The sequence below is a fragment of the Microbacterium sp. Leaf151 genome (genome assembly GCF_001424225.1).
In the GTDB taxonomy this organism is placed as follows: Bacteria; Actinomycetota; Actinomycetes; order Actinomycetales; family Microbacteriaceae; genus Microbacterium.
In genome coordinates this window covers 106,300-131,442 of the sequence record NZ_LMOR01000003.1, presented here as the reverse complement: position 1 = coordinate 131,442, position 25,143 = coordinate 106,300, and the positions used below count along the sequence as shown (strand labels likewise).

At 67.2% G+C, this 25,143-nt stretch carries 31 protein-coding genes, 1 tRNA gene and 1 pseudogene; 22 read left to right on the top strand and 11 right to left on the bottom strand.

Annotated elements, in window-relative coordinates; translation table 11 throughout:
• Nucleotides 1-792: 792 nt before the first annotated feature.
• Both ASF76_RS08165 and ASF76_RS17025 read left to right on the top strand, forming a co-directional pair.
• A complete protein-coding gene (locus tag ASF76_RS08165) occupies nucleotides 793-1,680 on the top strand; it encodes a hypothetical protein (protein ID WP_055955880.1) in 888 nt (295 codons plus the stop codon).
• Nucleotides 1,681-1,718: 38 nt separating this feature from the next.
• On the top strand, nucleotides 1,719-1,895 hold the full coding sequence (locus tag ASF76_RS17025) for a hypothetical protein (RefSeq protein ID WP_156459189.1): 177 nt from the start codon (nucleotides 1,719-1,721) through the stop codon (nucleotides 1,893-1,895).
• A gap of 155 nt (nucleotides 1,896-2,050) precedes the next feature.
• Here ASF76_RS17025 and ASF76_RS08160 read toward each other — a convergent pair.
• A pseudogene (locus ASF76_RS08160) lies at nucleotides 2,051-2,953 on the bottom strand (aldehyde dehydrogenase family protein); the annotation flags it as partial.
• A 5-nt stretch (nucleotides 2,954-2,958) separates the two neighbouring features.
• On the opposite strand from ASF76_RS08160, the gene ASF76_RS08150 reads away from it, so the two are divergent.
• Nucleotides 2,959-3,564: a hypothetical protein gene (locus tag ASF76_RS08150; protein ID WP_156459188.1), complete on the top strand. Its 606-nt coding sequence runs from the start codon at nucleotides 2,959-2,961 to the stop codon at nucleotides 3,562-3,564.
• A 104-nt stretch (nucleotides 3,565-3,668) separates the two neighbouring features.
• Here the strand turns inward: ASF76_RS08150 and ASF76_RS08145 are convergent.
• From ASF76_RS08145 to ASF76_RS08135, 3 genes are all read right to left on the bottom strand, one after another.
• Nucleotides 3,669-3,753: transfer RNA gene (locus tag ASF76_RS08145), tRNA-Tyr, on the bottom strand.
• Nucleotides 3,754-3,848: 95 nt separating this feature from the next.
• Nucleotides 3,849-4,349, bottom strand: coding sequence for an FBP domain-containing protein (locus tag ASF76_RS08140; protein ID WP_055955870.1), 501 nt, complete (start codon nucleotides 4,347-4,349; stop codon nucleotides 3,849-3,851).
• 46 nt (nucleotides 4,350-4,395) lie between these two features.
• Nucleotides 4,396-4,869, bottom strand: coding sequence for a hypothetical protein (locus tag ASF76_RS08135; protein WP_055955867.1), 474 nt, complete (start codon nucleotides 4,867-4,869; stop codon nucleotides 4,396-4,398).
• A gap of 107 nt (nucleotides 4,870-4,976) precedes the next feature.
• Here ASF76_RS08135 and ASF76_RS08130 point away from each other — a divergent pair, with 107 nt between their 5' ends.
• On the top strand, nucleotides 4,977-5,465 hold the full coding sequence (locus ASF76_RS08130) for a YajQ family cyclic di-GMP-binding protein (RefSeq protein WP_055955863.1): 489 nt from the start codon (nucleotides 4,977-4,979) through the stop codon (nucleotides 5,463-5,465).
• On the opposite strand, the gene ASF76_RS08125 is transcribed toward ASF76_RS08130, so the two are convergent.
• Complete coding sequence (locus ASF76_RS08125) at nucleotides 5,456-6,586, bottom strand: tyrosine-type recombinase/integrase (RefSeq protein ID WP_055955860.1); 1,131 nt, start codon at nucleotides 6,584-6,586, stop codon at nucleotides 5,456-5,458. The two genes, ASF76_RS08130 and ASF76_RS08125, sit on opposite strands and share 10 nt — an antisense overlap.
• Nucleotides 6,576-7,103 (bottom strand): helix-turn-helix domain-containing protein, encoded by a 528-nt coding sequence (locus ASF76_RS08120; RefSeq protein ID WP_055955857.1) that lies wholly within the window; start codon nucleotides 7,101-7,103, stop codon nucleotides 6,576-6,578. Before ASF76_RS08120 ends, ASF76_RS08125 begins: the two co-directional genes overlap by 11 nt.
• Before the next feature lie 95 nt (nucleotides 7,104-7,198).
• Here ASF76_RS08120 and ASF76_RS16685 point away from each other — a divergent pair, with 95 nt between their 5' ends.
• The 14 genes from ASF76_RS16685 to ASF76_RS08060 all read left to right on the top strand — a co-directional run bounded on the left by ASF76_RS16685 (nucleotide 7,199) and on the right by ASF76_RS08060 (nucleotide 17,992).
• Nucleotides 7,199-7,372: a helix-turn-helix transcriptional regulator gene (locus ASF76_RS16685; RefSeq protein WP_082484935.1), complete on the top strand. Its 174-nt coding sequence runs from the start codon at nucleotides 7,199-7,201 to the stop codon at nucleotides 7,370-7,372.
• Nucleotides 7,373-7,441: 69 nt separating this feature from the next.
• A complete protein-coding gene (locus tag ASF76_RS08115) occupies nucleotides 7,442-7,738 on the top strand; it encodes a hypothetical protein (RefSeq protein WP_055955854.1) in 297 nt (98 codons plus the stop codon).
• Entirely contained in the window at nucleotides 7,735-8,352 is a 618-nt protein-coding gene (locus tag ASF76_RS08110) for a hypothetical protein (RefSeq protein ID WP_156459186.1), read from the top strand. The genes ASF76_RS08115 and ASF76_RS08110 overlap by 4 nt, the downstream gene beginning before the upstream one ends.
• Nucleotides 8,349-8,552 carry a hypothetical protein gene (locus ASF76_RS08105; protein WP_055955847.1) on the top strand — a complete coding sequence of 68 codons (204 nt, stop codon included), beginning with the start codon at nucleotides 8,349-8,351 and terminating at the stop codon, nucleotides 8,550-8,552. The genes ASF76_RS08110 and ASF76_RS08105 overlap by 4 nt, the downstream gene beginning before the upstream one ends.
• 109 nt (nucleotides 8,553-8,661) lie before the next feature.
• The gene (locus tag ASF76_RS08100; RefSeq protein ID WP_156459185.1) at nucleotides 8,662-9,714 is read left to right on the top strand and encodes a hypothetical protein; all 1,053 of its coding nucleotides are present in this window, start codon (nucleotides 8,662-8,664) and stop codon (nucleotides 9,712-9,714) included.
• A 179-nt stretch (nucleotides 9,715-9,893) separates the two neighbouring features.
• Entirely contained in the window at nucleotides 9,894-10,094 is a 201-nt protein-coding gene (locus ASF76_RS08095; RefSeq protein WP_055955841.1) for a hypothetical protein, read from the top strand.
• On the top strand, nucleotides 10,091-10,408 hold the full coding sequence (locus ASF76_RS08090) for a WhiB family transcriptional regulator (protein ID WP_055955838.1): 318 nt from the start codon (nucleotides 10,091-10,093) through the stop codon (nucleotides 10,406-10,408). The genes ASF76_RS08095 and ASF76_RS08090 overlap by 4 nt, the downstream gene beginning before the upstream one ends.
• Nucleotides 10,409-10,703: 295 nt before the next feature.
• On the top strand, nucleotides 10,704-11,060 hold the full coding sequence (locus ASF76_RS08085; RefSeq protein ID WP_082484934.1) for a helix-turn-helix domain-containing protein: 357 nt from the start codon (nucleotides 10,704-10,706) through the stop codon (nucleotides 11,058-11,060).
• The gene (locus ASF76_RS08080) at nucleotides 11,053-11,439 is read left to right on the top strand and encodes a hypothetical protein (protein WP_055955832.1); all 387 of its coding nucleotides are present in this window, start codon (nucleotides 11,053-11,055) and stop codon (nucleotides 11,437-11,439) included. Before ASF76_RS08085 ends, ASF76_RS08080 begins: the two co-directional genes overlap by 8 nt.
• Nucleotides 11,436-14,762 (top strand): tape measure protein, encoded by a 3,327-nt coding sequence (locus ASF76_RS08075; protein WP_055955829.1) that lies wholly within the window; start codon nucleotides 11,436-11,438, stop codon nucleotides 14,760-14,762. Before ASF76_RS08080 ends, ASF76_RS08075 begins: the two co-directional genes overlap by 4 nt.
• A 3-nt stretch (nucleotides 14,763-14,765) precedes the next feature.
• Nucleotides 14,766-14,906 (top strand): hypothetical protein, encoded by a 141-nt coding sequence (locus ASF76_RS17440; RefSeq protein ID WP_235561265.1) that lies wholly within the window; start codon nucleotides 14,766-14,768, stop codon nucleotides 14,904-14,906.
• Complete coding sequence (locus ASF76_RS08070) at nucleotides 14,903-15,487, top strand: hypothetical protein (protein ID WP_055955826.1); 585 nt, start codon at nucleotides 14,903-14,905, stop codon at nucleotides 15,485-15,487. Before ASF76_RS17440 ends, ASF76_RS08070 begins: the two co-directional genes overlap by 4 nt.
• 189 nt (nucleotides 15,488-15,676) lie before the next feature.
• Nucleotides 15,677-16,873 (top strand): Fic family protein, encoded by a 1,197-nt coding sequence (locus ASF76_RS08065; RefSeq protein WP_055955823.1) that lies wholly within the window; start codon nucleotides 15,677-15,679, stop codon nucleotides 16,871-16,873.
• Between the two features lie 492 nt (nucleotides 16,874-17,365).
• Nucleotides 17,366-17,992: a hypothetical protein gene (locus ASF76_RS08060; RefSeq protein ID WP_156459184.1), complete on the top strand. Its 627-nt coding sequence runs from the start codon at nucleotides 17,366-17,368 to the stop codon at nucleotides 17,990-17,992.
• 305 nt (nucleotides 17,993-18,297) lie between these two features.
• On the opposite strand, the gene ASF76_RS08055 is transcribed toward ASF76_RS08060, so the two are convergent.
• Both ASF76_RS08055 and ASF76_RS08050 read right to left on the bottom strand, forming a co-directional pair.
• The gene (locus ASF76_RS08055; protein WP_156459183.1) at nucleotides 18,298-18,621 is read right to left on the bottom strand and encodes a hypothetical protein; all 324 of its coding nucleotides are present in this window, start codon (nucleotides 18,619-18,621) and stop codon (nucleotides 18,298-18,300) included.
• A 10-nt stretch (nucleotides 18,622-18,631) separates the two neighbouring features.
• The gene (locus tag ASF76_RS08050; protein ID WP_235561263.1) at nucleotides 18,632-18,931 is read right to left on the bottom strand and encodes a hypothetical protein; all 300 of its coding nucleotides are present in this window, start codon (nucleotides 18,929-18,931) and stop codon (nucleotides 18,632-18,634) included.
• A gap of 51 nt (nucleotides 18,932-18,982) precedes the next feature.
• On the opposite strand from ASF76_RS08050, the gene ASF76_RS08045 reads away from it, so the two are divergent.
• The 3 genes from ASF76_RS08045 to ASF76_RS17325 all read left to right on the top strand — a co-directional run bounded on the left by ASF76_RS08045 (nucleotide 18,983) and on the right by ASF76_RS17325 (nucleotide 20,574).
• Nucleotides 18,983-19,426 carry a hypothetical protein gene (locus tag ASF76_RS08045; RefSeq protein ID WP_156459182.1) on the top strand — a complete coding sequence of 148 codons (444 nt, stop codon included), beginning with the start codon at nucleotides 18,983-18,985 and terminating at the stop codon, nucleotides 19,424-19,426.
• Between the two features lie 372 nt (nucleotides 19,427-19,798).
• Nucleotides 19,799-20,440 (top strand): dihydrofolate reductase family protein, encoded by a 642-nt coding sequence (locus ASF76_RS08040; RefSeq protein WP_082484933.1) that lies wholly within the window; start codon nucleotides 19,799-19,801, stop codon nucleotides 20,438-20,440.
• Nucleotides 20,437-20,574, top strand: coding sequence for a hypothetical protein (locus tag ASF76_RS17325; protein ID WP_200936098.1), 138 nt, complete (start codon nucleotides 20,437-20,439; stop codon nucleotides 20,572-20,574). Before ASF76_RS08040 ends, ASF76_RS17325 begins: the two co-directional genes overlap by 4 nt.
• A 7-nt stretch (nucleotides 20,575-20,581) precedes the next feature.
• On the opposite strand, the gene arr is transcribed toward ASF76_RS17325, so the two are convergent.
• From arr to ASF76_RS08025, 3 genes are all read right to left on the bottom strand, one after another.
• Nucleotides 20,582-21,001, bottom strand: coding sequence for an NAD(+)--rifampin ADP-ribosyltransferase (arr, locus tag ASF76_RS08035; RefSeq protein WP_055955804.1), 420 nt, complete (start codon nucleotides 20,999-21,001; stop codon nucleotides 20,582-20,584).
• The gene (locus ASF76_RS08030; RefSeq protein ID WP_055955801.1) at nucleotides 20,998-22,704 is read right to left on the bottom strand and encodes an AMP-binding protein; all 1,707 of its coding nucleotides are present in this window, start codon (nucleotides 22,702-22,704) and stop codon (nucleotides 20,998-21,000) included. Before ASF76_RS08030 ends, arr begins: the two co-directional genes overlap by 4 nt.
• 88 nt (nucleotides 22,705-22,792) lie before the next feature.
• The gene (locus ASF76_RS08025; RefSeq protein WP_055955798.1) at nucleotides 22,793-23,497 is read right to left on the bottom strand and encodes a FadR/GntR family transcriptional regulator; all 705 of its coding nucleotides are present in this window, start codon (nucleotides 23,495-23,497) and stop codon (nucleotides 22,793-22,795) included.
• A 150-nt stretch (nucleotides 23,498-23,647) separates the two neighbouring features.
• On the opposite strand from ASF76_RS08025, the gene ASF76_RS08020 reads away from it, so the two are divergent.
• Complete coding sequence (locus ASF76_RS08020) at nucleotides 23,648-24,991, top strand: dicarboxylate/amino acid:cation symporter (RefSeq protein WP_055955794.1); 1,344 nt, start codon at nucleotides 23,648-23,650, stop codon at nucleotides 24,989-24,991.
• Nucleotides 24,992-25,143 lie beyond the last annotated feature (152 nt).

Below are 25,143 nucleotides of genomic sequence, written 5' to 3'. Positions count from 1 at the left end.
ACGTTCTTGCTTGCGAGGTGCGCGTGCGCGCACCTCGGATCGATGGCTCCCTGCTTCGTCCAGGTCTGCCTGAGGCCGACGCCGACGCCAGCCGTGCGGGCAGACGCGTCGGAGTGTTCGCCAGCGCCTGTGGCACGCGGACGATGGACGATGCCCAGAACGTACCGTCTGCATCCGCCGTAGTGGTGACGGCAGACGGATAGCCGGTAAGCGGCCGGTGCCAGTTCACTCGGACGTCTTTGGTCGAGTTCGCCAGGTTCAGTCGCCCACCGCCTTTGCGGGAGTTCTGCCAACCTGCGCGGATGATGAACGACTTCTCCGAATTGCGCGGAGCCTGTTGGGCGGTGAGGTGGGACCCGTGCTGGGGGCGCCCTACCCGTCGGCCCTTGATGCGGCCAGCCGCCGAGTCGAAGAGGCGGGAATCAGCATCTGCCGCGTCGCGCACGGACGCGGACAGGACGGGGTGGGCGACCTCGCTTAACCCGGCCGTCGTGCCCGCCCTCCGACCCCAGTCACCAGCGTCTTCGCCGCTTCGAAACCCAAGGGGTGCTTTCACCGTCTCGAAGCGGTCGCGTGCGAGCGCGATGCAAGAGTCGCACAGGAAACGGCGAACGGGTTTGGATGAGCTCGGGCAGCAAACCTGGGAGAAGCCTGGCCGTCTCTGAGATGCTCGCTCCGTCGGGGATAGCGTCGAAGAGGCGTGGTAATCAGGCCACGCTTCCATTCCCCCCGATTGGAGCAACATTGAACACGGTAATGTCCCCGCGCACCTCATCGAAGAGGCAGTCGCGAATGGTCGCCGGCATCGCTGCCGCACTACTGGCCGTGACGGTCCAGTCCGCACCCGCATTCGCGGCAGATGAGCCCATCGACACGCTCAGCGTCGTTGAATCACAGGGTCTGCTCGGCGCGGCTGCGGCCCTTCCTCACGTGGCGCAGGAGTCTCAGCAGTCCACGACCCTGCAGCGCATGGCGGCAGAGTCCGGCACACCTTCACCGGAGCGCGTCCAGATCTCACCGGTGACCGACGCGACCGCAGAACAGGTGGACCGACTGGGAGCGACCGTCCAGGACTCGCCCTCGTATGGATTCGTGACGGGCCTGTCGAGCTCCGGCGCGAATGCGAGCTTCGTGGTCATCAAAGACAGCACCGCGCCGGATGCCTACGACTTCACCGTCGGGGAGGCATCAACCCAGCTCACCCTGAACGGTGACGGCTCAGTGACCGTCACAAAGGCGGACGGGACCTGGGTGAACAAGATCAGCGCGCCGTGGGCGAAGGACGCCAACGGAAAGGACCTTGAAACGTCTTACACGGTGTCTGGGAACGTCATCACGCAGAGCGTTTCGCTCGAGGGCGCCGCGTTCCCCGTTACGGCTGATCCGACGTCCGAGTGCGGCGTCGGCTGGTGCTCCGTCTACCTGAACAGGGACGAGACTCGCGACCTCTCCAACGGATCGCCGGCGGGGACCGCCGCGTTCGCCGCGGGGTGCTTGGCGCTGGGAGGACCGTGGGCAAGTGCCGCTTGCGCCGCCGGTGCCGGCATCGCTGCAGGAACCGCCGCTGTCGCTTACGGCCAGGGGAACTGCGTCGGCGCCGTCGGCTACCTTGTGCCGCCGGTGTTCCTCCCCAGCTGGAACCCGTTCATCGAACCTCGGGGCACCGTTCACTGCCCCTGAGCCAGCACACCCAACTGAAAGAGGATAGGAGAAGGACCATGACGAACAAGGTTTTTCGCATCGGGCTCTTCGTCTTCGTGCTGCTAGGACTGGTGTGCATGGTGCTCGCGGTCGCCCAGGTGATTCCATCCTGGGTGGGCTGGATACTCTTCGCCGGGGTCATGGTCTGGACCTGGGTGCGGTACGGCTCGAAACGAACGTCGGGCGCAAAGTAGACACGCCACCGCGCTTAACAGAGGCAAGCGACGGCGGTTCCGGTTTCTCGGGGCCGCCGTCGCTCAGGCCCAGGGCGGGAGGTCGCGCTGATCACGCGCCTCGCGGAAGCGCCGCGCGATGGTGGTCTTGCGGCGCTCGCCCTGGATTCAGCGATTCACGCGAACGGGTTGGTCGTCAGCGTGTACTTGCTCTGCAGGTACTCGTTGATTCCTTCCGCGCCGCCTTCGCGGCCGAGCCCCGAGTGCTTCCAGCCGCCGAATGGCGCCGCAGCGTTAGAGACGACGCCGACGTTGAGGCCCATCATGCCGGTCTCGAGGCGCTCAATCATGCGTTGTCCGCGCGCCAGGTCTTCGGTGAAGACGTAGGAGACGAGACCGTATTCGGTGTCGTTGGCGAGGCGGACGGCCTCGGCCTCGTCGTCGAAAGGGATGATGGCGAGGACGGGTCCGAAGATCTCTTCGCGGAGGATATCGCTGCCGGGCTTCACGTCGGAGACGACGGTCGCTTCAAAGAAGGTGCCGCGTCCTTCCACTGCGTTGCCGCCAGTGCGAAGCGTCGCACCCCGCGAGACGGCATCGTCGACGAGGGCTACGGCCTTCTGGACTGCCTTGACGTCGATGAGCGGACCGATCTGCACGTTCTCGTCGGTTCCGCGGCCGATGCGGAAAGCCTCCACTCGTTCGGTGACGCGGCGGGCGAACTCGTCTTCGACGGAGCGGTGCACGATGAACCTGTTGGCGGCGGTGCAGGCCTGCCCAGTGTTGCGGAACTTCGCGAGCATCGCGGCGTCTATGGCCTTGTTCATGTTCGCGTCTTCGAAGACCACGAACGGCGCGTTCCCGCCGAGTTCCATCGACGTGCGCAGCACACCAGGCGCCGCCTGCTGAAGCAGCTTGACCCCGACCGGTGTGGACCCGGTGAACGAGAGCTTGCGCAGACGCGGGTCGGTGATGATGCGTTCGGAGACTGGGCCTGTGTTCGTCGTGGTGACGATGTTGACCACACCGGCGGGGAGCCCAGCATCCTCGAGGAGCTTGCCGAACAGCAGGGTCGTTCTACGAGATGCGCCGAAAGGATACGAAGCCGAACGGCAACATCACGATGTGGTGCCCGGCAGCTGGCCCCTCGCCGACGCTGCTCTGCCCACTGAAGAAGAACGAAACCGCAAAACTGCCGACGGGGGCGGTGCGGCTGCCCATCAAGCCCGCAAGTGCAACACCTGCGCAGCAGGTCTGCAAGACCATGACAACCTCGTTCCGCCCCGACGCCGGCGGAAAGTACAAGCAGCACTACCGGTACGGCACCAAGGAATGGGAAAGCGTCCACTCATACGGTCGGCAGGTCATCGAGTCCTTCAACCGCTCCATGAAGCACGCGCAGAACAGCCTGCACGACCACGCGAACCGGTGCCTGCGCGGCGAGACGGCCCAAGCGTTCCTCGCCGTCCTCGCAGTGGTCGGGACCAACGCGCGTCACATCGCAGGCTGGCAGGAACACCACGGCATCGACGCGGGCGTCGCGCCAGAAGCCCGGCTGCGCGAAACGCGAACCGTCCGGCACGAGGCCGGTCCGAGTCGCAGCCGCAAGGGCGTCTCGGCGCGACGCGCAGTCCAACTCGGACTACCCGCGGAATCGCGCGGCCGCGGTCGCGCAGCCCGCAGTCGCTAGGAGCCATAACGAGAAGAAGGCCGCCGGGTTCCGGCGGCCTTCTTCTCGTATGTCTGGTGTTCTGAGTTATCCGAACGTTTCACGTCAGATATCCGAACACCCCATGGTGGCGAGTGAGGGATTCGAACCCCCGAATGCAATGCAGTCTGATTTACAGTCAGATCCCTTTGGCCGCTTGGGTAACTCGCCAGGTGCGCACCCGCCCGACTTTCGCAGTCGACCAGAGGCGCGATAGACCACTCTACTATCCCCGCAGGGATGCGTCGAACCACGGTGGCATCCGTTCAGCGAGAGACCTCGGCGGAATCCAGTACGCGGCTCACGAACTCCTCGGTGCGGCGCTTCGTGCCGTCGATCTTGCGATCCACGCTCGCGCGGATCTCGCTCGGCGCCAGCGGAGCGGCCAGGCGCACCGTCTCGTGGCACGACATATCGGCGCAGATGTAGGTGCCGATGGTGTCGCCGTGCTCCCCGGCATCCCCCGCCCGGCGGGCGGTGAACAGCGACACCTGATCGCCCGGCTGCATCGTGTGGCACAGGTTGCACATCGCCGAACGCGCGCGGGACTGCCCCTCGGCAGCGCGCAGCACGACGCCGGTGGGCTGTCCCTGATGCTCGGTCACGATGTAGCCGCGACCGCGGGTGCGCGGGTCGCGCCAGGCGAGGAAGTCGAGGTGATCCCAGTCGGCCAGCACGAAGTCGAGGGGCAGGGCGATGATCCGCAGCTCGTCGGGGGTGGCGTTGACGAACGCTTCCCTGACCTCGTTCTCGGTGAGTGCGCGCATGGCATCCGAGTCTACGAGCGCGACGGGGCGTTGGCGCGGGCTCGGCTCACTTCTGCACGGTCACCCAGGCGCGTTCTGTCCCCTCCGCCACGGTGAGCACGACCTGCACGGTGCCCCCGACACCGGTGGTGTGCGTGCTGCCCTGCGACGCGGCCGAATCGCATCGGAAGGTTCCACTGGCGAGGTCGGCGCCGTCGCCGTCGGGCGTCGAGTCGCGGAGGATGTAGCGCATCCACTCGCCGCCCTCGCACTGGCCACTCACCGTCAAGGCATCATCCGCCTCGAATGCGTCGGACAGCACGGTGTCGGTGGTGTTGACACCGTCGACCACCTCGAACACCGCCCGAGCGATCTCGCCCGGCGCCGATGTCGGCACCGCGTAGGGGATCGGCGTGGGCTCCGCGACGGACGGGGGCGCCGTTGAGGGCGTCGCGGGCTCCGCGCTCGGCGTGCAGCCCGCCGAGGCGGCGAGAGCGACAGCCAGGACGGTCAGGGCGGTGGGCTTTCTCCACAGTGCCATCCATTGACGCTAGACAAGAGCGCGCGGGGTGTCGAGATCATCACTCTGTCGGCGAACACGGCACGCCGTCCGTGTGACGGATGCGAGAGCCCCGGTACCTTTGAGGGATGGCTGATTCTTCGTTCGACATCGTGTCCAAGATCGACCGGCAGGAAGCCGACAACGCGCTCAACCAGGCCCACAAAGAGGTCGAGCAGCGCTACGACTTCAAGGGGACCGACGCCTCCATCGCCTGGAGCGGCGAGTCCATCGTCATCAAGGCCAACTCCGAAGAGCGGGCCAATGCCGTCCTCGACGTCTTCCAGACCAAGCTGATCAAACGTGGCATCTCGCTGAAGAGCCTCGACAGCGGCGAGCCGACGCAGAGCGGCAAGGAGTACCGCATCACCTCCACGCTGAAGGAGGGGATCTCGCAGGATGACGCGAAGAAGATCGGCAAGATCATCCGCGACGAGGGCCCCAAGGGCGTGAAGTCGCAGATCCAGGGCGACGAGCTGCGCGTGCAGTCGAAGTCGCGCGACGACCTGCAGGAGGTGCAGCGCCTTCTCAAGGCCGCCGACCTCGACGTCGACCTGCAGTTCACGAACTACCGGTAATACCCACCGCTGACCTGGGGTTTATTGTTCTCAGTCCGCGGAGAGTCCGCAAGAGCGGCGATCGAGGCCATGAGGTCCGCGGTCGCGGCGCGCGTCCGGTCCTCCGCGGACGGCCAGAGGTGCGCGTACGTGTTGAGCGTGATCGACGGCTGAGCGTGGCCGAGCGCGCGCTGCACGGTGACGACGTCGCACCCCGACGCGATGAGGTTCGACGCGTACGTGTGCCGGAGCGTGTGGAGTGTGACGCCGACCGGGAGGCCCGCTCGGGCGCGGATACCGCGCCACTCCTCGCCGGCGTTGTTCCGCTGGTAGAGGTCGCCGCGGGGCGTGCGGAACAGCTGCGCGTCCGGCGCGGCGAGCCTGGAAGCCGCAACGTGCGCAGAAAGAGCCGCGGTGAGGCCGCCGGGCACATAGACGGTGCGCTCGCTGCCGTACTTCGGGGAGGCCAGGGACGTCGATGCGATCGACGACCCCTGGACCTGGCGCCTGATGTCGATCGCGCGCCCGAGGAAGTTGACGTCTCCAAGCTGCAGCCCTGCCGCTTCGCCGAGGCGGAGGCCGGCGAACAGGCACACCTCGACGAACGGCCGGAACCGCCCGGCCGTGGCGAGCACCGCGGCTGTCTGCTCGAGAGTGAGGATGTCCATCGCGGCATCCGCGCGCCGCGGTCGAGGCGCCTTGATAGACGCCGTAGGGCTCTCGGGGATCACCTTGTCCAGCACGGCCGCGCGGAACGCCATCTGTACATAGTTCAGGCGCGTGCGCACCGTCGATGCCGCGAGGCCGCGCTTCGTCTCTGCGCTCACCCACGCCTGAACGTCTGAGGGTCTGACGCTACGGAGGGCTCGCCGACGCCAGGGGACACTGTGCAGCGCCGTCTCGGCCGCCTGCACCGTCCCCGCCGCCCACGCCTGCCGTGCTACCCACGCCGCCGTCCAGTCGTCCCACAGCACGTTTCCCGCGCGCGGGTCGACGTACATGCCGGTGACGACCGAGGCCGTCACCTCGTCGAGCCACCTCTGGGCGTCACGCTTCAGAGAGAAGTGCCGAGCGTGCTCCTTGCCCGCCTCATCGCGGTAGCGAGCTCGCCACGAGCCGTTGGGGCGCTGCCTAATGCTCATCGGGGTTCCAGACTGTCGGCACCCCGAACCGAATGACCTGCCGTTCGGTCCACCCGTCCGGGCGAACCACACCGAGGATGACTTCGGATCCATCGGGGCCCTGGACTTCGCTGTCCACGGTCAGCCAGCCCGGAAGCGCGCGAGCCTGGAAATCGCGCTCCTCGTCAGTCGAGATGCCGACACCGGCCCCAGTCATCCACTCCCACAGCAACGCCAGGCTGGCGGTGACTCCGGTTACCTGCGTGATCGCATCGGGCTCTCCGCGAGGTAAGAGCAGCGAGGGCGGAGGCGTATCAAGACAGACGGCCAACGCCATGAGGTCGTCGACATCAACCTTCCGCGTGCCGTTCTCGATCTTGCTCAGGCCCGAGACGCTGACCTTGCGACCGATAGCCGTCATCTGATCTGCGAGGCCTTGCAAGCTCTGCCCGCGGGCGCGGCGTATTCGAGCCACGTTCGCCCCGACCGTCAGGCCGGTCGCGCCGATGTCGTTCCCGCGCTGCCGTTCATTTTCCATGTATGGAAACTTACAGGCGCTACTTGACACTATGCAATTCTTCGACATAGGTTGTTGCTTATAGAGCAAACCGCTTTCCAGGTAAGGAAGAGTCCATGGTCAAGCTGCTGACAGTCGATGAGGTCGCGGACCGCCTCAGCACCACCCCCGGCGCCCTGCGCTATGCGATCCATGTCGGTCGGGCGCCCAAGTCCGGCAAGGTCGGCGGCCGGCGCATGTTCCGAGAGTCCGACGTCGAGGCGTACATCGCCGAAGCGTTCGCCGACTGACCCACCAAACCGAAAATGCCCTCGCTGTGCAGGAACACAGTGAGGGCCAGACCCACAGGAGATGACCCCGTGAGCAAGACCACCATAGCAACACCGGTCCCCTGCACCGACAGCCAGTGCCGTGAAGCCACCCACACCGGCCCCGACTTCATCCACATCGTCGATGAACTGGCCTGTGACCAGTGGGAAGTCAGCGTCTGCCGCTTCGTCAGCCCCGGGGACGAGCAGGAGGATTACCGCCTGTTCGTCAAGATCGATGACGCGCTGTCCGACGACGAGGCCGCCGTGTTCGCGCGCGAGCTGGTGCGTCTCCGTGAGGTTTGCCGACTGGCGAACCTCTTCGGAGCATGGGTGGTCGCAGCGTGACCGCCCAGCGCGCCCGCGCCGCCCGCGCGATCGAGCTGCAGTCGGCCCGCGAGGATGCGGGCCTGACCGTCGACGAGCTCGCCGGCCGCGTCGTCGATATGTGGGACGAGAAACTGGGGAAGGGCCGTCGCGCGAGGTGGCGACAGAGCGTCGAGAAACTCTCCCCGCAGATCAGCTACCTCGAGCGTGCGTCGGAGGGCGCCTATGACCGGGCGGAGGCCTACAGCCAGGCCCCGGCGGACGAGCGCAGCGGTCGACCGCGTGTGCACCTGCTGCTCTGGCGTGAAGCCCTCGCTGCCACCCATTCCGCCGACTCCCGCGAAGCGGTCGCGGACGCCCTGCGCGCCGACGCAATCTCGCGCGCGGCGGCACACCGCGCAGCTGACAGCCGTGCGCGCGACCGTGCCCGCGAGCAGGGCCGGGACATCGCCACCCTCGTCTGGAACGCCGCCGAAGACCCCGACTTCCTCGACCGCGTCCTCGTCGACGAGCTGGCGGCCGTCCCGCCCCGGCACCTCGCCTACCTCGTGCGCGCCGCGCTCGTCGACATTGCCGATGAGCTGCGCGTCACCTTCCCCGACCGTCCCTCTCGCGATCTGCGGGCCGTCGCATGAGCGTCGCCGTCGATGCCCGGTTCGCGGGCGGCAGCATCTTGGTCGACGTCGACGAGCACGCCGGGGCTCCCGTCGTGATCGTGCAGATGCCAGGCGACTCCGCGGCGATGTTTCCCGATGAGGCCCGCCGCCTCGCCGTGACACTCATCGAACAGGCCGCCCGCGCCGAGAACCCGCCCGAGGCCGATACATGGCCGTGACGCCCGCCCTGCCCGCGCTGGGGGCCGTCGCTTGATTCCACCCACCGCTGATGCCCCGAGAGCCGTCCTACCGCTCTCGGGGCGTCGGCGCGCCCGAAAGGTCCACTGAATGGTCTGGTTCAAAGTCGATGACGGACTCGCGTCCGCGCTCAAGACGACAAGGATCCCACGGGCGCGGCGCGCTGCGGCAATGGGCCTGTGGGTGCTCGCGGGGTCGTGGGCCGCACGAGAGCTGACAGACGGCCTGATCCCCGACCACATGCTGGCGGAGCTCGCGTGCACCAAGAGGATGGCAGCCGACCTCGTGGAGGCCGGTTTCTGGGAGGTGGTCGACGGTGGCTACCAGTTCCACAACTGGTCGCTCTACAACCCCGATGCGGCCTCTGTCGGCTCCGCCAGATCAGCGATGACAGACGGCGGGCAGGAGGGCAATCACCGGCGCTGGCATGTTCAGCGGAACCGGAAAGCTCCCGGCTGTGTCTGGTGCTACCCCGAGGGAGAAGACGGTTCCGGATCGGACGGCAAGCCGGGTCCTGATCGCTCCCCCGAGTCGCCACCCGATCGGGTACCCGATTCGGGGGCCGAGTCGGGGGCGAATCCTCCCGTACCCGTACCCGTACCCGTACCCGTACCCGTACCCGAACCGATGGAGAATGCTTCGCATTCTCCGGCGCGCGAGCGGAGGCCCGTTGTCGTGGATGAGGTCGCTGGATCGTTCGCGAGAGCGTGGAAGACCTGGCCGAAGAAAGCCGACCGCAAGAGCGCGCTCGCGCGATACAAGACCGCGGTCAAGGCGCGGGGAGGACTCACCGAGCTGGAGGCCGACGTCATCCGCTTCGGTCAGGCTTACGCCCGCAGCGCCGAGGAGATGAGATTCGTTCCCGGCCTGGCCCCCTGGCTCCACGGTGAACGCTGGCACGACGATCTACCCGTCCCAGCTCTCCATCCGATGACCCGCGACGAACAGAACATGGCCGTCGTCCGACGCTTGGAAGCCCGCGAGCGTGACCAACGCCCAACGCGTGGGCAGGAGCACCTGGCCTACATCGCGAGTCTCGGCACCGCATCGTGCGAGCCCGGCCACCACAAGCTCACCGTCGACGGCTCCTGCGCGGTGTGCATCACGCCCGCCCACGAGATAGCCACGGAGAACCCGTTTTGACCGCCCGCATTGGCACCTGCCTCCAAGGGCACACCATCCACCGCTTCGACCCCCATGAGCGGCTGGTGCGCTCGCGGGTGCGGGTGGCGCGACGACGGCGCCACCAGTCACCCCGCGGTACCCCTGCCCCCGCTCGAGGTCCCCGACATCACCGAACCCCGCCGCCACCAGGAGCAACCATGACACCCAACAAGCCACGCCCAGCCGTCTCAACCCGCGAAAAGCGAGCCGCAGCCGAAGCCCGCATCCGCGCCCACCTCACCCGCCTCAACGACCCCGACCTCACCAGAGACGTCTACGCGCTCGTGCACCTGCTCAACGTCGAGAACGCTCGCTGGCGGCACCGGGTCAAGACCATCACGCAGGAGCCCACCCGATGACCTACAACGGCCCTCGACGAGGTAGACCGCGCGGCCTCCGTCTCAAGCCAGCAACGCCCAGCCGACCGCGGAACGATGCCGAGCAGCTGTACGAGAAGCTCACCTCGCAGGGCACAGACACGCCACCCGCGTGCGACGGCGACGACACCTTCACCGCAGAGCGCGCAGACCTCCACCCCGCCGACCTCACCCGCATGCGCCACGTCTGCAACCGCTGCCCGCTCCTCGACGCATGCAGGACCTACGCGGACGCCGCCAAGCCCACAGCTGGTTTCTGGGCCGGATCACACCGCGGCAAGACCAGCCCCGAATGACCCCCAGCGGGTCCCGCGCGGGGTGCTGGGCCGGCCGGTTCCGTGTTGGTCGAGCGTGACGCGCCAAGGAAACCCATGGCATATGAAACCTAGGCCCCCTCAGCGCTCACCAGCGTTCACGGGATGGTATGATGCGAGCACTACAACATAAGACCGGGCTCCCGCCGTTTTCTTCCCGCCCAGGTGGCGGGAGACGGCGGATTCGGACTTCGCCAGGTGCCTAGACCGAGCTGACTCAGACGTACTTCACGTCTCTGTCGCTCGGTCCTTTCGTTCACCTGGGAGAAGAGTTCAGATCCCGGTCAAGTCAGCCGCCGCAAGGTGGGGCACGGTCGCCGACGCCGCGAAAGAATTCCGCGTCGGAGAGAGCACCGTCCGACGCTGGATCAGCGAAGGTCGCGTGCGATCGGAGAAGGTCGGCGGGCACCGACGCCGCGTTGCCCTCGATAGCGTCACAGACGGCCGCGGCTTCGGCCCGCAGCTCACCGCCGCCCTCGCCACCCTGGATCAGCACGACGTAGAGACGATCGCTCGCGTTGCCGGCAAGATTCTGCCGGCGACTGACGACAACGCGAGCGCCTTCTACGCCGTGTGGCAGACGATCGGTGCGGTAGCACGCTCCCAGGCCAAGGCGGAGTCCCAGCGTGCCTGACATCTCCGGGGCCCGCCGCCTCTTCACGCTCACGGGCGCACAGGCTGACCAGTACGACCAGACCGCGCATGAAGCAGCCTGGGTCCTGGCGTCCGCGGCTTCTCGGAGCATCGACCAGCTCGACACGGAGCTGGACGCAATGCTCGCACTTCTTGAACCGGTCGTCGGCGAGCGAGGCCCGGATGAAGCGCACGCCGCCCTCGCGCTCGTCGCCCGCCGCCTGGCCCTTTTCGTACGCAGCCTCACGACCGGCAACAGCGCTTCTACGCACCCGCTCGCGGATAACCTCCGCCGCCATGAGGACCTGAGCGGCGTCCAGGGTGAGCAGCTGGTCGCACGGCTCGAGACGTGGCTCCGATCGAACGGGGGCCGCGCATGAGCTTCGAAGCTGCCTCGTTGGTCGCCACGATCCGCATGGACGGTGCCGAGAAGGTCGGCCGTGACCTCTCCACGGTCCGCGGCCGGCTGAACGACACGGACGGCGCTTTCGGCAAGATCAGGAATGCCGCAAAGTCCGCGTGGGACACGGCCGCTGTCGGCGTCGGCACGACCGTCACCGCGGTGTCCGTCCTCACCGCGGGCCTGTTCTCGGCCGGCGTCGGCTACAACCAGTTGCAGCAGACGTCCCGAGCGGCTCTCCGCACGCTCCTGGGCGGCGCCGAGCAGGCCAACGCACAGATGGACAAGCTCGACGCCTTCGCTCGCAACTCGCCCTTCAGCAAGTCGACGTTCATCTCCGCCCAGCAGCAGCTCATCGGCTTCGGCTTCGAGGCCGAGAAGGTCATCCCGATTCTGGGGGCCGTGCAGGACGCCGTAGCGGCCGTGGGCGGGTCGAATCAGCAGATCGGCGAGATCGTCTCGATCCTCGCGAAGATCCGGTCCTCGGGGAAGCTCACGGCCGAGGACCTCAACATGCTCGGCGAGCGGGGCCTCGACGCCGCGACGTTGCTCGGGCAGGGCTTCGGCAAGACGGCCGCCGAAATCCGCGAGAGCATTACGGACGGCACCCTGGACGCCGGACAGGCGATCGACGTCCTGACCACCCAGATGGGTACGAAGTTCGCCGGCGCCGCGTCGAACGTGAAGGACACGTTCGCGGGAACGACGGACCGGATCAAGGCCGCGTCGCGCGACATCGGCGCGGCCCTCGCCGAGCCGTTCGTGTCGAAGAACGGCGGCGGCCAGGCGGTCATCTGGGGCAACCAGGTTGCCGACGTCATGCGCGCCGTCGAATCCCACGTCGCCCCCGTCGTCACCATCCTCATGAGCCGCGCCACCCCGGCCGTGAACGGCGTGACCGATGCCCTCGACCGCGCGCGGGTGCAGGTCCGCGCGTGGGACTCGTCCCGCGTCGAGCAGGGCCTGGAAAGCATTGGCGAGAATGGCCCCGCGATCGCAGCTGTGGCCGGCGCAATCCTGGGCGTGAACAACAATCTGCTACGCGGCCTCCCTGTGGTCGGTTCGTTCGTCCCGGCGATCGGTCCGTTGCCTGGCATCCTCGCCGGCATCGTGCTGGCATCCCCGGAGGTGCGCTCGGCGCTTGGCGACGTGCTCGGCGAGATGCGCCCTCTGATACCGGTCGCCGTGAGCCTCGCCGGCGTCGTGTCGAACGGCCTGAACGCGGCTCTCCCCGTCACCGCTGACGGCATCCGCCTCGTCGCCGGCGTCGCCGGGCCGCTCGTCGACGTGCTGGCTTCCATACCCTCACCGGTCCTCGCCACTGTCGCCGCCACCGTCGCGGTCACGGGGGCGATGCGGTCGGGAGCGCCGGTCATCCAGACGTGGCTGGACACGGCGCGCCGCGTCGCCGACCAGGTGGCCGTCCAGTCGGCCCTGGCAGGGATGACGCAATCCGCCGCGGGCGCTACGACCGGTCTCGGGGCGATGAACAAGGCCGCCGAGGGGGCGAACAAGTCGGCTGGCCTCATGCCAGGCATCATGGGCGCCGCCGGACGCGCTGTCACGGCCGCGTTCGTTACCAACCCGGTGGGCCTCATCATCTTGGGCGTCTCGACGGCCGCCGCGATCCTCACCGCGGCGTTCATGGCGCAGAGCGAAGCCGCCGCCGCGACCAAGGACCGAGTGACGGGGTACGCCGAGGCGCTGGACCAGACGACGGGAGCCATCCTCCGCACGACGCGGGCGCACGTCGAGAAGAACCTCGCCGACCGGAACGCACGTGGCCTCGCCGAGGAGCTGAAGGTCAGCTACAACGACCTGACGAACGCAATCCTCGGCCAGCCCGACGCCCTCGAGCGGGTCAAGTCCGCGATCGAGGAGAACGGCGCGGCGTACTCGGCTACGACGGGCGTGCGGAACGGGTACACCGTCAACGCGCAGGAGCTCATCAAGATTCTGAACGAAGAGTCGAGCGCTCTCCAGCAGGGTCAGGCGGACCTACGACAGCAGGCGGAGGATGCGCGCAAGAACGCCCGCAGCCTGGACGACGCGGCACGGTCGAACTCCCGGTTCAATGAGGCCCTCGGCATCATGCGCGAAGTCGGGCGAGACGCGACCGAGAAGGTGAAGGGCCTGAACCAGGCTCTCGACGAGCTACGTGGCGGCACGCGCACCCAGGCGGACGCTATCCAGGCGCTGAACGAGCGTGGCCGCGATCTGGCGGACGTGCTCAGCGCCGCACGCGACGCCGGGCAGGACCTCAACGCCCTCGTCCTGCCTACGGGCGAGATCGACACGGCGACGGCGGCGGGCTCCCGGCTGCGCGACACGATCAAGTCGGTGTCGGACGAGATGAAGACGTCGATGATCCAGGCTCAGGAGGAGTCCGAAGCGCAGCGGGGTCGGAACATGACCCTCGACGAGACGCGCGAGCTGTACGGCCAGTACGCCGATAAGGTGCGCGGTGTCGCGAAAGAGGCGGGCCTGTCCGACGAAGCGGTCGACCGCATGACGCAGACGATGCTGGGTGTCCCCGAGGTGCTCCAGTACCTCATCACCAGCGACGGCACCGTCGACGCGGAGACGCAGCGGGTGCTCAACCTCGCCGGCCAGATCCTCGCGACGCCGAACGGTTCGTTCGAGGTCACCGAGGACGACATCGGCCCGCTCACGACCCTGCTACAGCAGCTCGGGATTGACATCCTCGGGCTCCCTGAGGGGACGGTCCGCGTCAAGAAGGATGACGGGTCGATCACGACCGTCGAGGACGCGCTGAACAACGTGGCCCGCGACCGCACGGCCTACATCCGCCTCGTCACGACGACAGGTCTCGGCGGCGTCCCGGTCAATCAGCCCCCGCCGGGCATTTCGAAGCTGGAGAAAGCGGGCGGCGGGCCGGTGTGGGGTGCTGGCACAAGCACGAGCGATTCGATCCACGCGATGCTGTCGAACGATGAGCACGTGTGGACCGCGTCCGAGGTCCGCTCTTTCGGTGGCCACGGGGAGATGATGCGGCTGCGCGCTGCTGTGCGGTCTGGTCAGTTCACGGTCCCCGCCTTCCGGGACGGCGGCGCCGTGCGCCTCCGCTCCGAGCTGCTGCCCCCGAGCGCACCCATCCAACTGCGGTCGACGTCCCGAGCCGCCTACACGGCCGAAGCCGCCACGTCCGCGGGTGGTCAGACCGTGTTCCACACCGAGTTCTCCGGGCCCATGTACGCCTACGACCCCCACGACCTCATGCGGAAAGCGGAGGACGCGAAAGCCATGACCATGGCCGTTCACGGCCTGTACGGGAAGAACTAGAACATGACTGACGACGCACTGCCAGCCGACACAATCGACCAGATCCGCGCGAGACGCGGACAGCGAGAACAGACCGACATCGACCGGCTCCGAGCCGAACGCCGCGACCGCCGCGAGCCGAACGACCGAAAGGACACTGAATGAGCGAACAGGCAGAGGTGCAGGACCTCGACGAAGAGACCGCCGTCGAACAACTTCACGAGCTGGAGCAGGCGGCCATCGACGGACATCCCGTCACCCCGGCAGAGATCGCCGAGGCCCGCGAGCGAGTCACGCTGTCGGGACTCGTCGCCCGTGGACGTGCACAGCGCGCGGAGGCACGTGCCGCGGAGGCTCGTCGTGACGCTCAGGTCGAGGCGAAGGCAGAGGCGGCGCGCATCGCCGCCGGCGTGGCCGATCTCGACGCCGCCGCGTCGACCATCGCGACCGCGCTCGGCTCGTTCCTGGACGCCGTCGACGCCCACAACGGAGTCGTCCGCACCATCCGCCAGGTGTTCGACGGCGCTGGGCTTCCAACTCCAGAGGTGTGGGGCCAGAGCGATCTGTACGCCGTCGTCGGCCTCGACCACCGCAACCACGCCAGGGTGACAGACGGCGACGAACTCCGATGGGTGACCGTCGACGGTCAGACCCTCCCGGTGCTGGATCGACGGTCACGTCTGGTCGAAGCGTTGGGCGCCGCCGTGCTCAAGCTCGGTCTCGGCCGCGCCGTCAAGATCGAGTAGTAGTGCAGAGATCAGGTCCGACAGCGAGGCCCCACGTGAGGCGCTCAGCGCAGACTAGCTCAGTGACCTTGGGACGGCTTGACGTGCGTTGACGGAGGCCGAGAAGCCACAATCCCATCTTCCACGCTTCGCGCCAAGCGAACTGCCACCTGGTTCGCCAAAATGAGGCCAAGTTATCTCTATGATGGGATGATGGCTCGCAGATACGAAGAGACGCATCCCTGGATCAGCTTCCAATTTCGCGTGGAGCAGAGTCGCATCTGGGCGAAGCTCGGTGAGGCATTTTCGAAGAATCAGCATCTGGCCGGGATCCCGCTACAGCCCGCGTTGGCGAACGAGCTTGCCTCTGTTCTACTCACCAAAGGCGCTTTGGCAACCGCTGCGATCGAAGGGAACACTCTCTCCGAGGCCGAGGCCAATCGCGTTATCCACGAGGGGGAGAAGCTCCCGCCGTCGCAGGAGTACTTGGCCCAGGAAATCAGGAACGTCACGAGCGCTCTAGACGCGATCGACCACTCCGGTCAGCGCGGTGAGAGCTTCGAGCTCACGCCCGAGTGGCTGCAAGCCCAGAATGCGAAGATCCTTGATCAACTCGAGGTCGATGACCATGTCGTCCCCGGCCAGTACACCAAAGAGGGTCTCACCGTGGGTAGCGTCTACCGAGGCGCTCCGCCGGCGGACCTTGAGCATCTCGTCGAGAGGATGTGCTCCTGGCTGAACGAAACCTTCATCCGACCATCACAGGACCATAACCTCGCCGATGACATTCGCTTCTACAACGCGGTGTTTGGCGCCGTACTTGGTCACCTCTACACAGCCTGGATCCACCCGTTCGGCGACGGCAACGGCCGCACAGCTCGGCTCCTGGAAGTAGCCATTCTCTCCCACTCGCGGGTGGTTCCTTGGGTTGCCAGCAACCTGCTCTCGGATCACTACAATCGCACAAGGTCTCGTTACTACGCCCGCCTGGCCAGCACGTCTCGTGAGGGCAAGGTCGGCGAGTTCGTTGAGTACGCGGTCGAGGGTTACGTTGACATGCTGCGCGAGCAGATCGAAACAGTTCGTGCGAGCCAGATGCGAGTCGCCTGGCAGAATTACGTGCACGAAACGATGCACAAGGAGGCGTCCGGGAAAACAAAGGACAGACGACGAGAACTCGTTCTCTCCTTGCCAATGAATGGCCTCGTCGCGAAGAAGGACATCCGGCGCCTCTCACCCACGCTCGCTGAGCAGTACGCGGGCCATGAAGAACGAATGATTGCCCGCGACATGAACGCGCTGGAGAGACTCGGCCTCGTGAGTTGCGAACCCGCTGGTTATCGCGCGCGCGCCTCGATCATCAATGCCTTCGTTCCCATCCCCAGCGTGCCCCTCAACGCGTCCTGAGGATAACCGCTACCGTCAGCCGAGAGAGAAGAGGGGACCGTCATGGTTGGAGCTAAGCGGCACGATGTGAACTTGCCGGGATTTGGGGTAGTCCCGGTGTACGCCAGCGCCAAAGTGGGGAGGGCGATCGACGAAGTGTCCGGCGAGCTGGATCTCTACCACGGCGTGCGCCTAATGGAGATCCTGGAGGCTGTTTACGTCCAAGGTCTCACTAATGGCCGTGCTGAAGTTTTCGAGGCGCACGAGGAGCAGGCACGTCAACTCCGCGCTCGAGAGGACCTCAAGCACCGGAATGCGGGGCGTCCTCCAAAGAGGTGAACGCACCGCGGCCTCTTCCTGGCTCCACACCAGATCCGGTAAAGCCCACGGCGCGGAACGGCCACAGAGCGAACGCCGCCGGCGTCCCCTCACATCGAGGCGGACGCCGGGGGCGTTTCGTCGTTCGAGGTTCGTGGTGGACGGTCCGCGAGTCGCGCGGATAGCATCCCCCTCATGCCTGTCTACGCGAGATGTCGCAACTGTCACCAGGAGTGGGTCTCTCGCTCAATCCGGTTCGAGGGCGACTTCAACGTGACCATGAACCTGAGCAATAACACGGAGCCTTGCCCGTTCTGTGGAGGAACTGCTCACCTGATGGAGGGCGAGTTCAAAGTCGACGACAAGTCGGTAGAGATCCTGAGCGCTTCGCCGTCCGAAACAGACTTCGTTATACGGATGAACGCGAAGCAGCGCCAGAAGCTAAACCAGTCGGCGCGGTGGGCGCAAGAGCAGATGCGCGCAGGAAACGTCGATGAAGCCCGTGTCGCGCACGTCCTTGAGCGCACTGTCGAACAGAACGTGCCGCACGGTAAGACAATCATCGAACATTTACGTGACCCCGCCGTCGGCAACATCGGCACCTGGGTGAGCATCTTGCTCGCCCTGATCGTGTGGCTGTCGACTATGGACTCGGGGATCAGTATCGAGGACGCGCAGCAGGTCGCTGACGAGACCGCTCGGACCGTTCTTCGCGAGCTAGAACACTCAAGTTCCACATTGCCAACGCCGCCATTGCCAGCCCCACCAGCAGGAGAGCAGCCCCCGCCGGCGACGGAGCTACCCACGCCCAAGACACGTTGAAGCATCCCAGGACGAGTAGTCCGAGCCAGAACGCCGCTTGCCGCATGCGAGACAGGTTACTCGCCTGGCGGTCGTGCGGCAGGGTTCCTTCGGATGGTCAGCAGTTTGCGAGCCCACGGGCGCGCAGATACGCGTGGACGAGGCGTAGCTCTTTTTCTTCGACGGGCATACCGTCGTCCTTCCATGCTCCACTGAGCCACGGCATGGTCATGCCGGCCGCGGGTAGGTCTCGCTCGTTGACGAGCACGACGACCTGGCCCAGACCTGGCACTTCGAGTGCGGCGATCGCCGCCCCAGCATAGAAATCACCGCGGCTTCGGCGGAACGTACGCGGGCCCGAAGCCGGTGGTGCCGTGCGCGGGCGCTGAGCGCTTCGCTCGCCCCACCGGTGCCCAGTCCGCGGCGCCCGGGATGCCCTCGATGATCGCGGCCACCAGGACAGCGGTGTGCTCGTCGTCGTAATACCCCGCCCACCGTCCCGCCTCGAACGCGAGCACGTCACCCCGGTCGCCGGCCACCTGGAGCAGCTCGGCGATCACCGGGCCCGGGTCGCGCGTGTACCGGTTGCGGGAGCAGATCGCCGACAGGTGGATGCCGAGCTTCACGTCGGGGTGCAGCGGCCGGGACATGCCACGGAGGCTACGCGCCACCGCCGACACACCACCCGGACACTCGCCACAGACGCTCCAGCAGAGCAATATGTCCCTTGTGACCGGCGCCCGGGAGCGAGCTCTCGCTGAGGTCGCTCGTATTGTGCACGAGCAGGGCCTTATCCTCGATGGCCTGACCGCTCAGGAAGCCGCCGAACGCGCGTGGCGTCGGGGTGGGCCGTCCATCGAGGATCTGACTCAGCTCGCCCTCGCACGCGGATGCCGAGATGCCTTGTCGCCCGACGAGTAACGAGTGCATACGCGCGGCCCGCGGGACGTTCTCGAGCATCGAGGACAGGCACGGGCGTCTCCCTTCGGGGCGGTCGGTACGCTCGGCGGCATGGACAACACCACGGCGCTCGTCGCGCTGATCTCTACGTCGGGCACGGTTCTCGTCGCAGCCATCGGCGCGATCGGCGCGCTCTTCGGCGAGAGCTGGCGCGAGTCGCGTCGAAGCGCGGCCCAGGCGCGTGCCGCTGCCGTCGACCGTCGCTACGACGCGCTCGTGACCTTCAGTGAAGCTCTGATTGCCGCGACTCAGATGGAGCGTTGGGCCGACCGCCTGGAAGTAAACAGGGCTCGGATCCGGTTCTCTTCCACATTGCGAAGCGGCGAAGGCGCTGTCGCCGATTACGCGGCTGAGCTCGTCGACGCGGTCGCGCGAGAACAGATCGTCCACATGATGGTGTCGTTGCGTGTCGCTACTGGGGGCTCGGACCAGCTGTTCGCGTGGTTGCGCGGCGACATGCTGGCCAGTGAACTGACCGTGCCGGATGGTCATTGAGGTCAGGTGGCGAGTAGCAGCTCGGTCGGCCAGTCAATCCGTCGAGCGAGTGGTCGTTGACCTTCACCGGTTCGTCCTTGACGAGCAGCTGAGCAGATCACGCACGGGCGAGAACAGCCACGGCCCGGATACCCTCACCTTGACCGGACACGCCCAGCTCCTCCCCCACCATGCTCCGAATCGTAGCTACCCGCCAACACGCCCGGACGAGTCCGCACAGAGTCCGCAAAACCTATTCACACCCACTATTACCCGCTACTATCCACTAGTGGATAAATGCCAGGTGCGGCGGCAAATACTAGTTCCAACTATTACCCACTATTGTTTGCTAACGATTCACGAACTACCGCTGAGCGACGGCGGGAGGATGCCGTGGCTGTCCGCGTCGATCTGAACATCTCGCTCGACGGGGTGGCGATGCCCGCCGACCCCACCCCCGAGAACCCGATGGGCGAGGACTGGGGTCGGATCGTCGCCGACTACATGGCGACGAAGACCTCCCGCGAGCGGGTCTTCGGCGACACCTCCGGCGCCGGCACGACCGGCGTCGACGACCGTTACGCGGCGGCGTACTTCGACAATGTCGGCGCCGAGGTCATGGGCGCGGCGATGTTCGGCCTGCACTCCTTCCCCGACGACACCGACTGGCGCGGATGGTGGGGCGACGAGCCGCCGTTCCAGGTACCCGTCATCGTGCTCACCCATCGCCAGCGCGAGCCGATCGCCTTCGCCAACGGCACGCGCTTCGAGTTCTCGTCCGAGAGCATCACGGATGCCGTGACCCGGGCGCACGAGCTCGCCGGCGGCGCCGACGTCCGGGTGGGCGGCGGGCTGTCCACCGTCCGTTCCGCACTGGAAGCCGACCTCGTCGACCGGCTTCACGTCGCCGTCCGACCCGTCATCCTCGGTCGCGGGGGCCGACTGTGGGACGACCTTCGTGGCCTCGACGAGCGCTTCACCGTCACGTCCGAAGTGGCGGAGAGCGGCGTCGTCCACGTCACGTTCGCGCGATGAGCCGACCGGTCGACCCGCTCGCCTGCCCGACGTGCGGTGACCCGCTGCGCTTCGAGATCCTCGACGACGAGCGTTTCCTCGTGGCGTGGTCGTGCGTGAACTGCGGACTGATCCGCACGACCGAGCCGGTCTGACCGGACGTCAGTTGATGATCTCGGCGTTCTCGTCACGCATCTCCGTCAGCCTCTCCCGCCATGCGGCGAGCGCCTCGGGGGTGAGCCTGGTCCAGTCGTCGCGCTCCGCGACGATCCGGAGCGGCATGACAGAACGGAAGGACCGCGTCGGGTTGCCCGGGAACTTCTTGTCGGTGACGTTGGGGTCGTTCTCGAACGGCCCCGTCGGCTCGACCTCGTAGACGCGCGGCGGCCCGTCACCCGTGATGATCTCGGCTGCGAGGCCCGCTCCGTCGAGGAGGGCGGTGAAGTAGATGTGATTCATCACGATCTCGGGCCGATAGTTCGAGCGGAAGCCGGGCGTCAAGAGGTCGCCGACGCGCAGCGCTGCCCTCGACCCGTGGAAGAACGGCCCCGGATCGAGGATCTCGTCTCCGTACGGGATCATGCCTCGGCTCCGCGCAGCGCGGCATCCGTCCATTCCACACACGTGATTTCGCCGCGCGCGACGGCCTCTTCGCGCTGGCGCAGTTCGACGCGGCGGATCTTGCCCGAGATCGTCTTGGGCAGCTCGAAGAACTCCACGCGGCGTACCCGCTGGTACGGCGCGAGCCGCTCGCGCGCGAAGCGCAGGATGTCGAGCGCGATCTCCTCGCCCGCTTCCCGTCCACCGGCCAGCACGATGTACGCCTTGGGCACGGCGAGCCGCAGCTCGTCGGGGGCGGGAACGACCGCCGCCTCGACCACCGCGGGGTGCTCGATGAGAACGCTCTCGAGCTCGAAGGGGCTGATCTTGTAGTCCGAGGCTTTGAAGACGTCGTCGGTGCGTCCGATGTAGGTGATGCTCCCGGTCTCATCACGACGGGCGACGTCGCCGGTGTGGAAGAGCCCGTCGGCGAACGCCTCGGCGTTGCGGGCGGCGTCGCCGACGTAGCCGGTCATGAGATTGAGCGGACGATCGGTGAGGTCGAGGCAGATCTCACCCTCGTCGGCGAACTCGCCGGAGACGGGGTCGACGAGCACCACCGGACAGCCCGGCAGCGGCCGACCCATCGAGCCCGGAACGAGCGACGCCCCGGGAGTGTTCGCGACCACCGCGGTCATCTCGGTCTGCCCGTACCCGTCGCGGATGTCGAGGCCCCACGCCCGCTGCACCGTCGCGATCACCTCGGGGTTCAGCGGCTCCCCCGCCGAGACCACCTCGCGAAGCGCTCCGCGCCGACCGGTCAGATCGGCCTGGATCAGCATGCGCCACACCGTCGGCGGCGCGCAGAAGGTCGTCACGCGGTCGGCTTCGAGTTCAGCCAACAGCCGTTCCGCGGAGAATCGCGAGTAGTTCAGCGCGAGCACGGTCGCCCCCGCGATCCACGGCGCGAAGAACAGACTCCACGCGTGCTTCGCCCACCCGGGTGAGCTGATGGCGAGGTGCACGTCGCCGGGCTGAAGCCCCAGCCAGTACATCGTGCTGAGGTGGCCCACCGGGTACGACGCGTGCGTGTGCTCGACGAGCTTCGGCTTCGACGTGGTGCCCGAGGTGAAATACAGGAGGAGGCGGTCGTCGGCGGTGGTTCCCGGATGCCGGGCGGGCTCGGCATCCATCTCGAAAGCGTCGTCGTAGGTCGCCCAGCCCGAGTGCTCTCCCCCCACGACGATCCGGCCGAGTCCCTCTGGCAGATCGTCGAACTTCTCGGCATCCCCGGCGCCGACGATGACGTGCCGGATCGCCGCCCGTTCGATGCGGTCACCGAGGTCGGTGGTACCGAGCGCGGTGGTGGTCGGGGCGATCACGCCACCGAGCTTCATGATCGCGAGCATCGCCTCCCACAGCTCCACCTGGTTGGCGAGCATGAGCAGCACCGTCTCACCGCGGCGCACACCCTGGGATGCCAACCACGCGGCGACCTGGTCGGAGCGACGTGCGAGCTCGTCGAAGGTGCGCTGGTGATGGGTGCCGTCGTCGTCGACGACGATCAATGCGGTCGCGTCGTTGCCGCGCGCCATCGGATCGAACCAGTCGATCGCCCAGTTGAAGGGCCCCTCGAACCGCGGCCAGGTGAACCTCGCGGCCCGGTCGGGATCGGTGCGCGCGGCGAGCAGCTCGTCGCGCGCGGCCCGGTAGCGGTCGGTGGCGGACGCGTCGGTGGGGATCATGGGGCTCCTTCGCTCTCGTCCACGCTAGCCCTCCGCTCCGGCTACGGACCCGAACCTCAACCCCGAACGGAGCCCTGCCGCCCCAGACTCAGTCGCGGAGGTGCTGCGCGAGGTCGGCGATCTCGTCGAGGTGCACGCGCATGGCCGCCTCCGCGGCATCCGGGTTCGCCGCCCGCAGGGCGCGCAGGATGCGGGCGTGCCCCTCGTGCGAGAGGCGGCGACCCCCGGCGGCGACGTGCGAGAAGAGCCGCGCCTCGAGCGTCCACGACACCGTGAGCTCGCTCAGCGAGGCGAGCAGCGGGTTGCGCGTGGCCGATGCGACGCCGGCGTGGAACGCGATGTCGAGCTGCACCGAACGCTCGCCGTCGAGGACGGTGCTCGACTCGGCCACGACCGCCGCGAGGGCGTCGAGCTCCGCGGCGTCGATGCGGGTCGCGGCGAGACGGGCGATCTGCGGCTCAACGACGGTTCGGAACTCGGATGCCGCCGCGATCGACGTCGGATCGTCGTCGCGCCACGAGGCCAGCGCGGTGGAGATCGGTACCCGAGCGCTCACCCGGGTGCCACTGCCCTGACGTCGTTCGACGAGGCCGGCCGACTCCAGTCGCAGCAGCGCCTCGCGCACGGCCGACCGGGAGACGATCAGTTGCTCGGCGAGCTCGCGTTCGGTCGCCAGCCTGTCCCCGGGTTTCAACACCCCCGCCAGGATCAGGGCGCGCAGCCGCGCCACGATCTCCTCGTGCACCGATCCGCCGTGCCGCTCCAGCGGCGCCAGCGTCGCGTGATCGCTCATCGACCCTCCCGCACCCATCCTTTCAGGCGCGTTCTCTCACGGCATCCGAATTGGTCAGACCGTAACGGTCCCGAAACACAGGAAACGGGTGCGCGAAACGCCGACATCCCACAATTGGACCGACCAGGGGCCATCTGTGGAGGAGCGACCATGACCAACGACGACAGCACGAGCGGTGGCCGCGGTCTCGCGACGACCTGGCGGATTCTCCGCCACCCGGCGAGCCTGATCGCCCTCGCGGCGGTGCTGGGCATCGTCTTCGGCCTCGCCACCGGAGAGTGGGCCGCGAACCTCAAGTTCGTCGGCGACCTGTTCATCCGCCTCATCCAGATGGCGATCGTGCCCCTCGTGATGGCCTCGGTGATCGTGGCCACGGGCTCCATGACCGGCTCGGGGATGGGACGCCTCGCCGGACGCACGTTCGCGTGGATGATCGGCTTCTCGGTCGTCGCCGCGATCGTCGGCTGGGCGCTCGCGACCCTTGTACGCCCGGGCGCGGGCATCGACTACTCCGGCGCGATCGATCCCGCACTGCAGGAGGCCGCCCAGCCCACCGGTTGGCAGGAGACAGTGCTCGGCTTCGTGTCGACCAACATCTTCAGCGCGATGTCGACCGCGAGCATGCTGCCCATCATCGTCTTCTCGCTCCTGTTCGGGCTCGCGCTCAACGGCTATGTCCGCACGACCGGCAACCGGCTCGTCGTCACCCTGCTCGACCAGCTGCAGCAGATCATCCTCGGCATGATCCGCCTGGTCATGCGCATCGCGCCGATCGGCGTGTTCTGCCTCCTCGCCGCCCTCGCCGGCGACGTCGGCTTCGCGGTGGTCACCACGGCCCTGGCCTACCTCGGGTCGACCCTCGCCGGTGTGCTCATCGTGACGGCGCTGTTCGTCGTCGTCGTCGCGGTGCGCACCCGCCTCAACCCGGCGGCCCTCCCCGGCAAGCTCGCCGAGCAGACGGTCATCGCCGTCACGACGACGAGCTCGGCCGTGACCTTCCCCACCGTGCTGAAGAACGCCGTCGAGAAGGTCGGGATCAGCCAGCGTGTGGCGAACTTCACCCTGTCGGTGGGCCTGACCATGGGCTCCTACGGCGCGGTGCTGAACTACACGATCGTGATCCTCTTCCTCGCCCAGGCCGGGCGCGTGGAGCTGACGCCCGGGCAGATCATCCTCGGCATGGCGCTGGCGATCATGCTCAATATGGGCACCATCACCGTCCCGGGCGGCTTCGCCGTCGCCGCGACCTTCCTCGCCACTTCGCTCGGCCTGCCGCTCGAGGCGGTCGGACTCCTCATCGCGGTCGACTGGTTCACCGGCATCTTCCGCACCTTCCTCAACGTCAACGGCGACACGATGGTCGCCATGCTGGTCGCGAACGGCACCGACGACATCGACCGCGACGTGTACGCGGGGCGCAAGAGCGTCACGGCCGCCGCGGTGAATGACGGGGAGCTCTCGGAGAAGTTCGCGGTGGCCGACCGCGCCGACTGACGGTGCTCGCGCGACGGAGGGCCGACGTCATGTCGACTCTCCGTCGCCGCGTTGGGGCCCGCCGAAGCGACTCCCGCCTCACCACGCGTGCAGAACTCCGGAGAATGCGCGCGCATCGGGGCGGTTCTGCCCGGATCCCGCGAGGACCTACG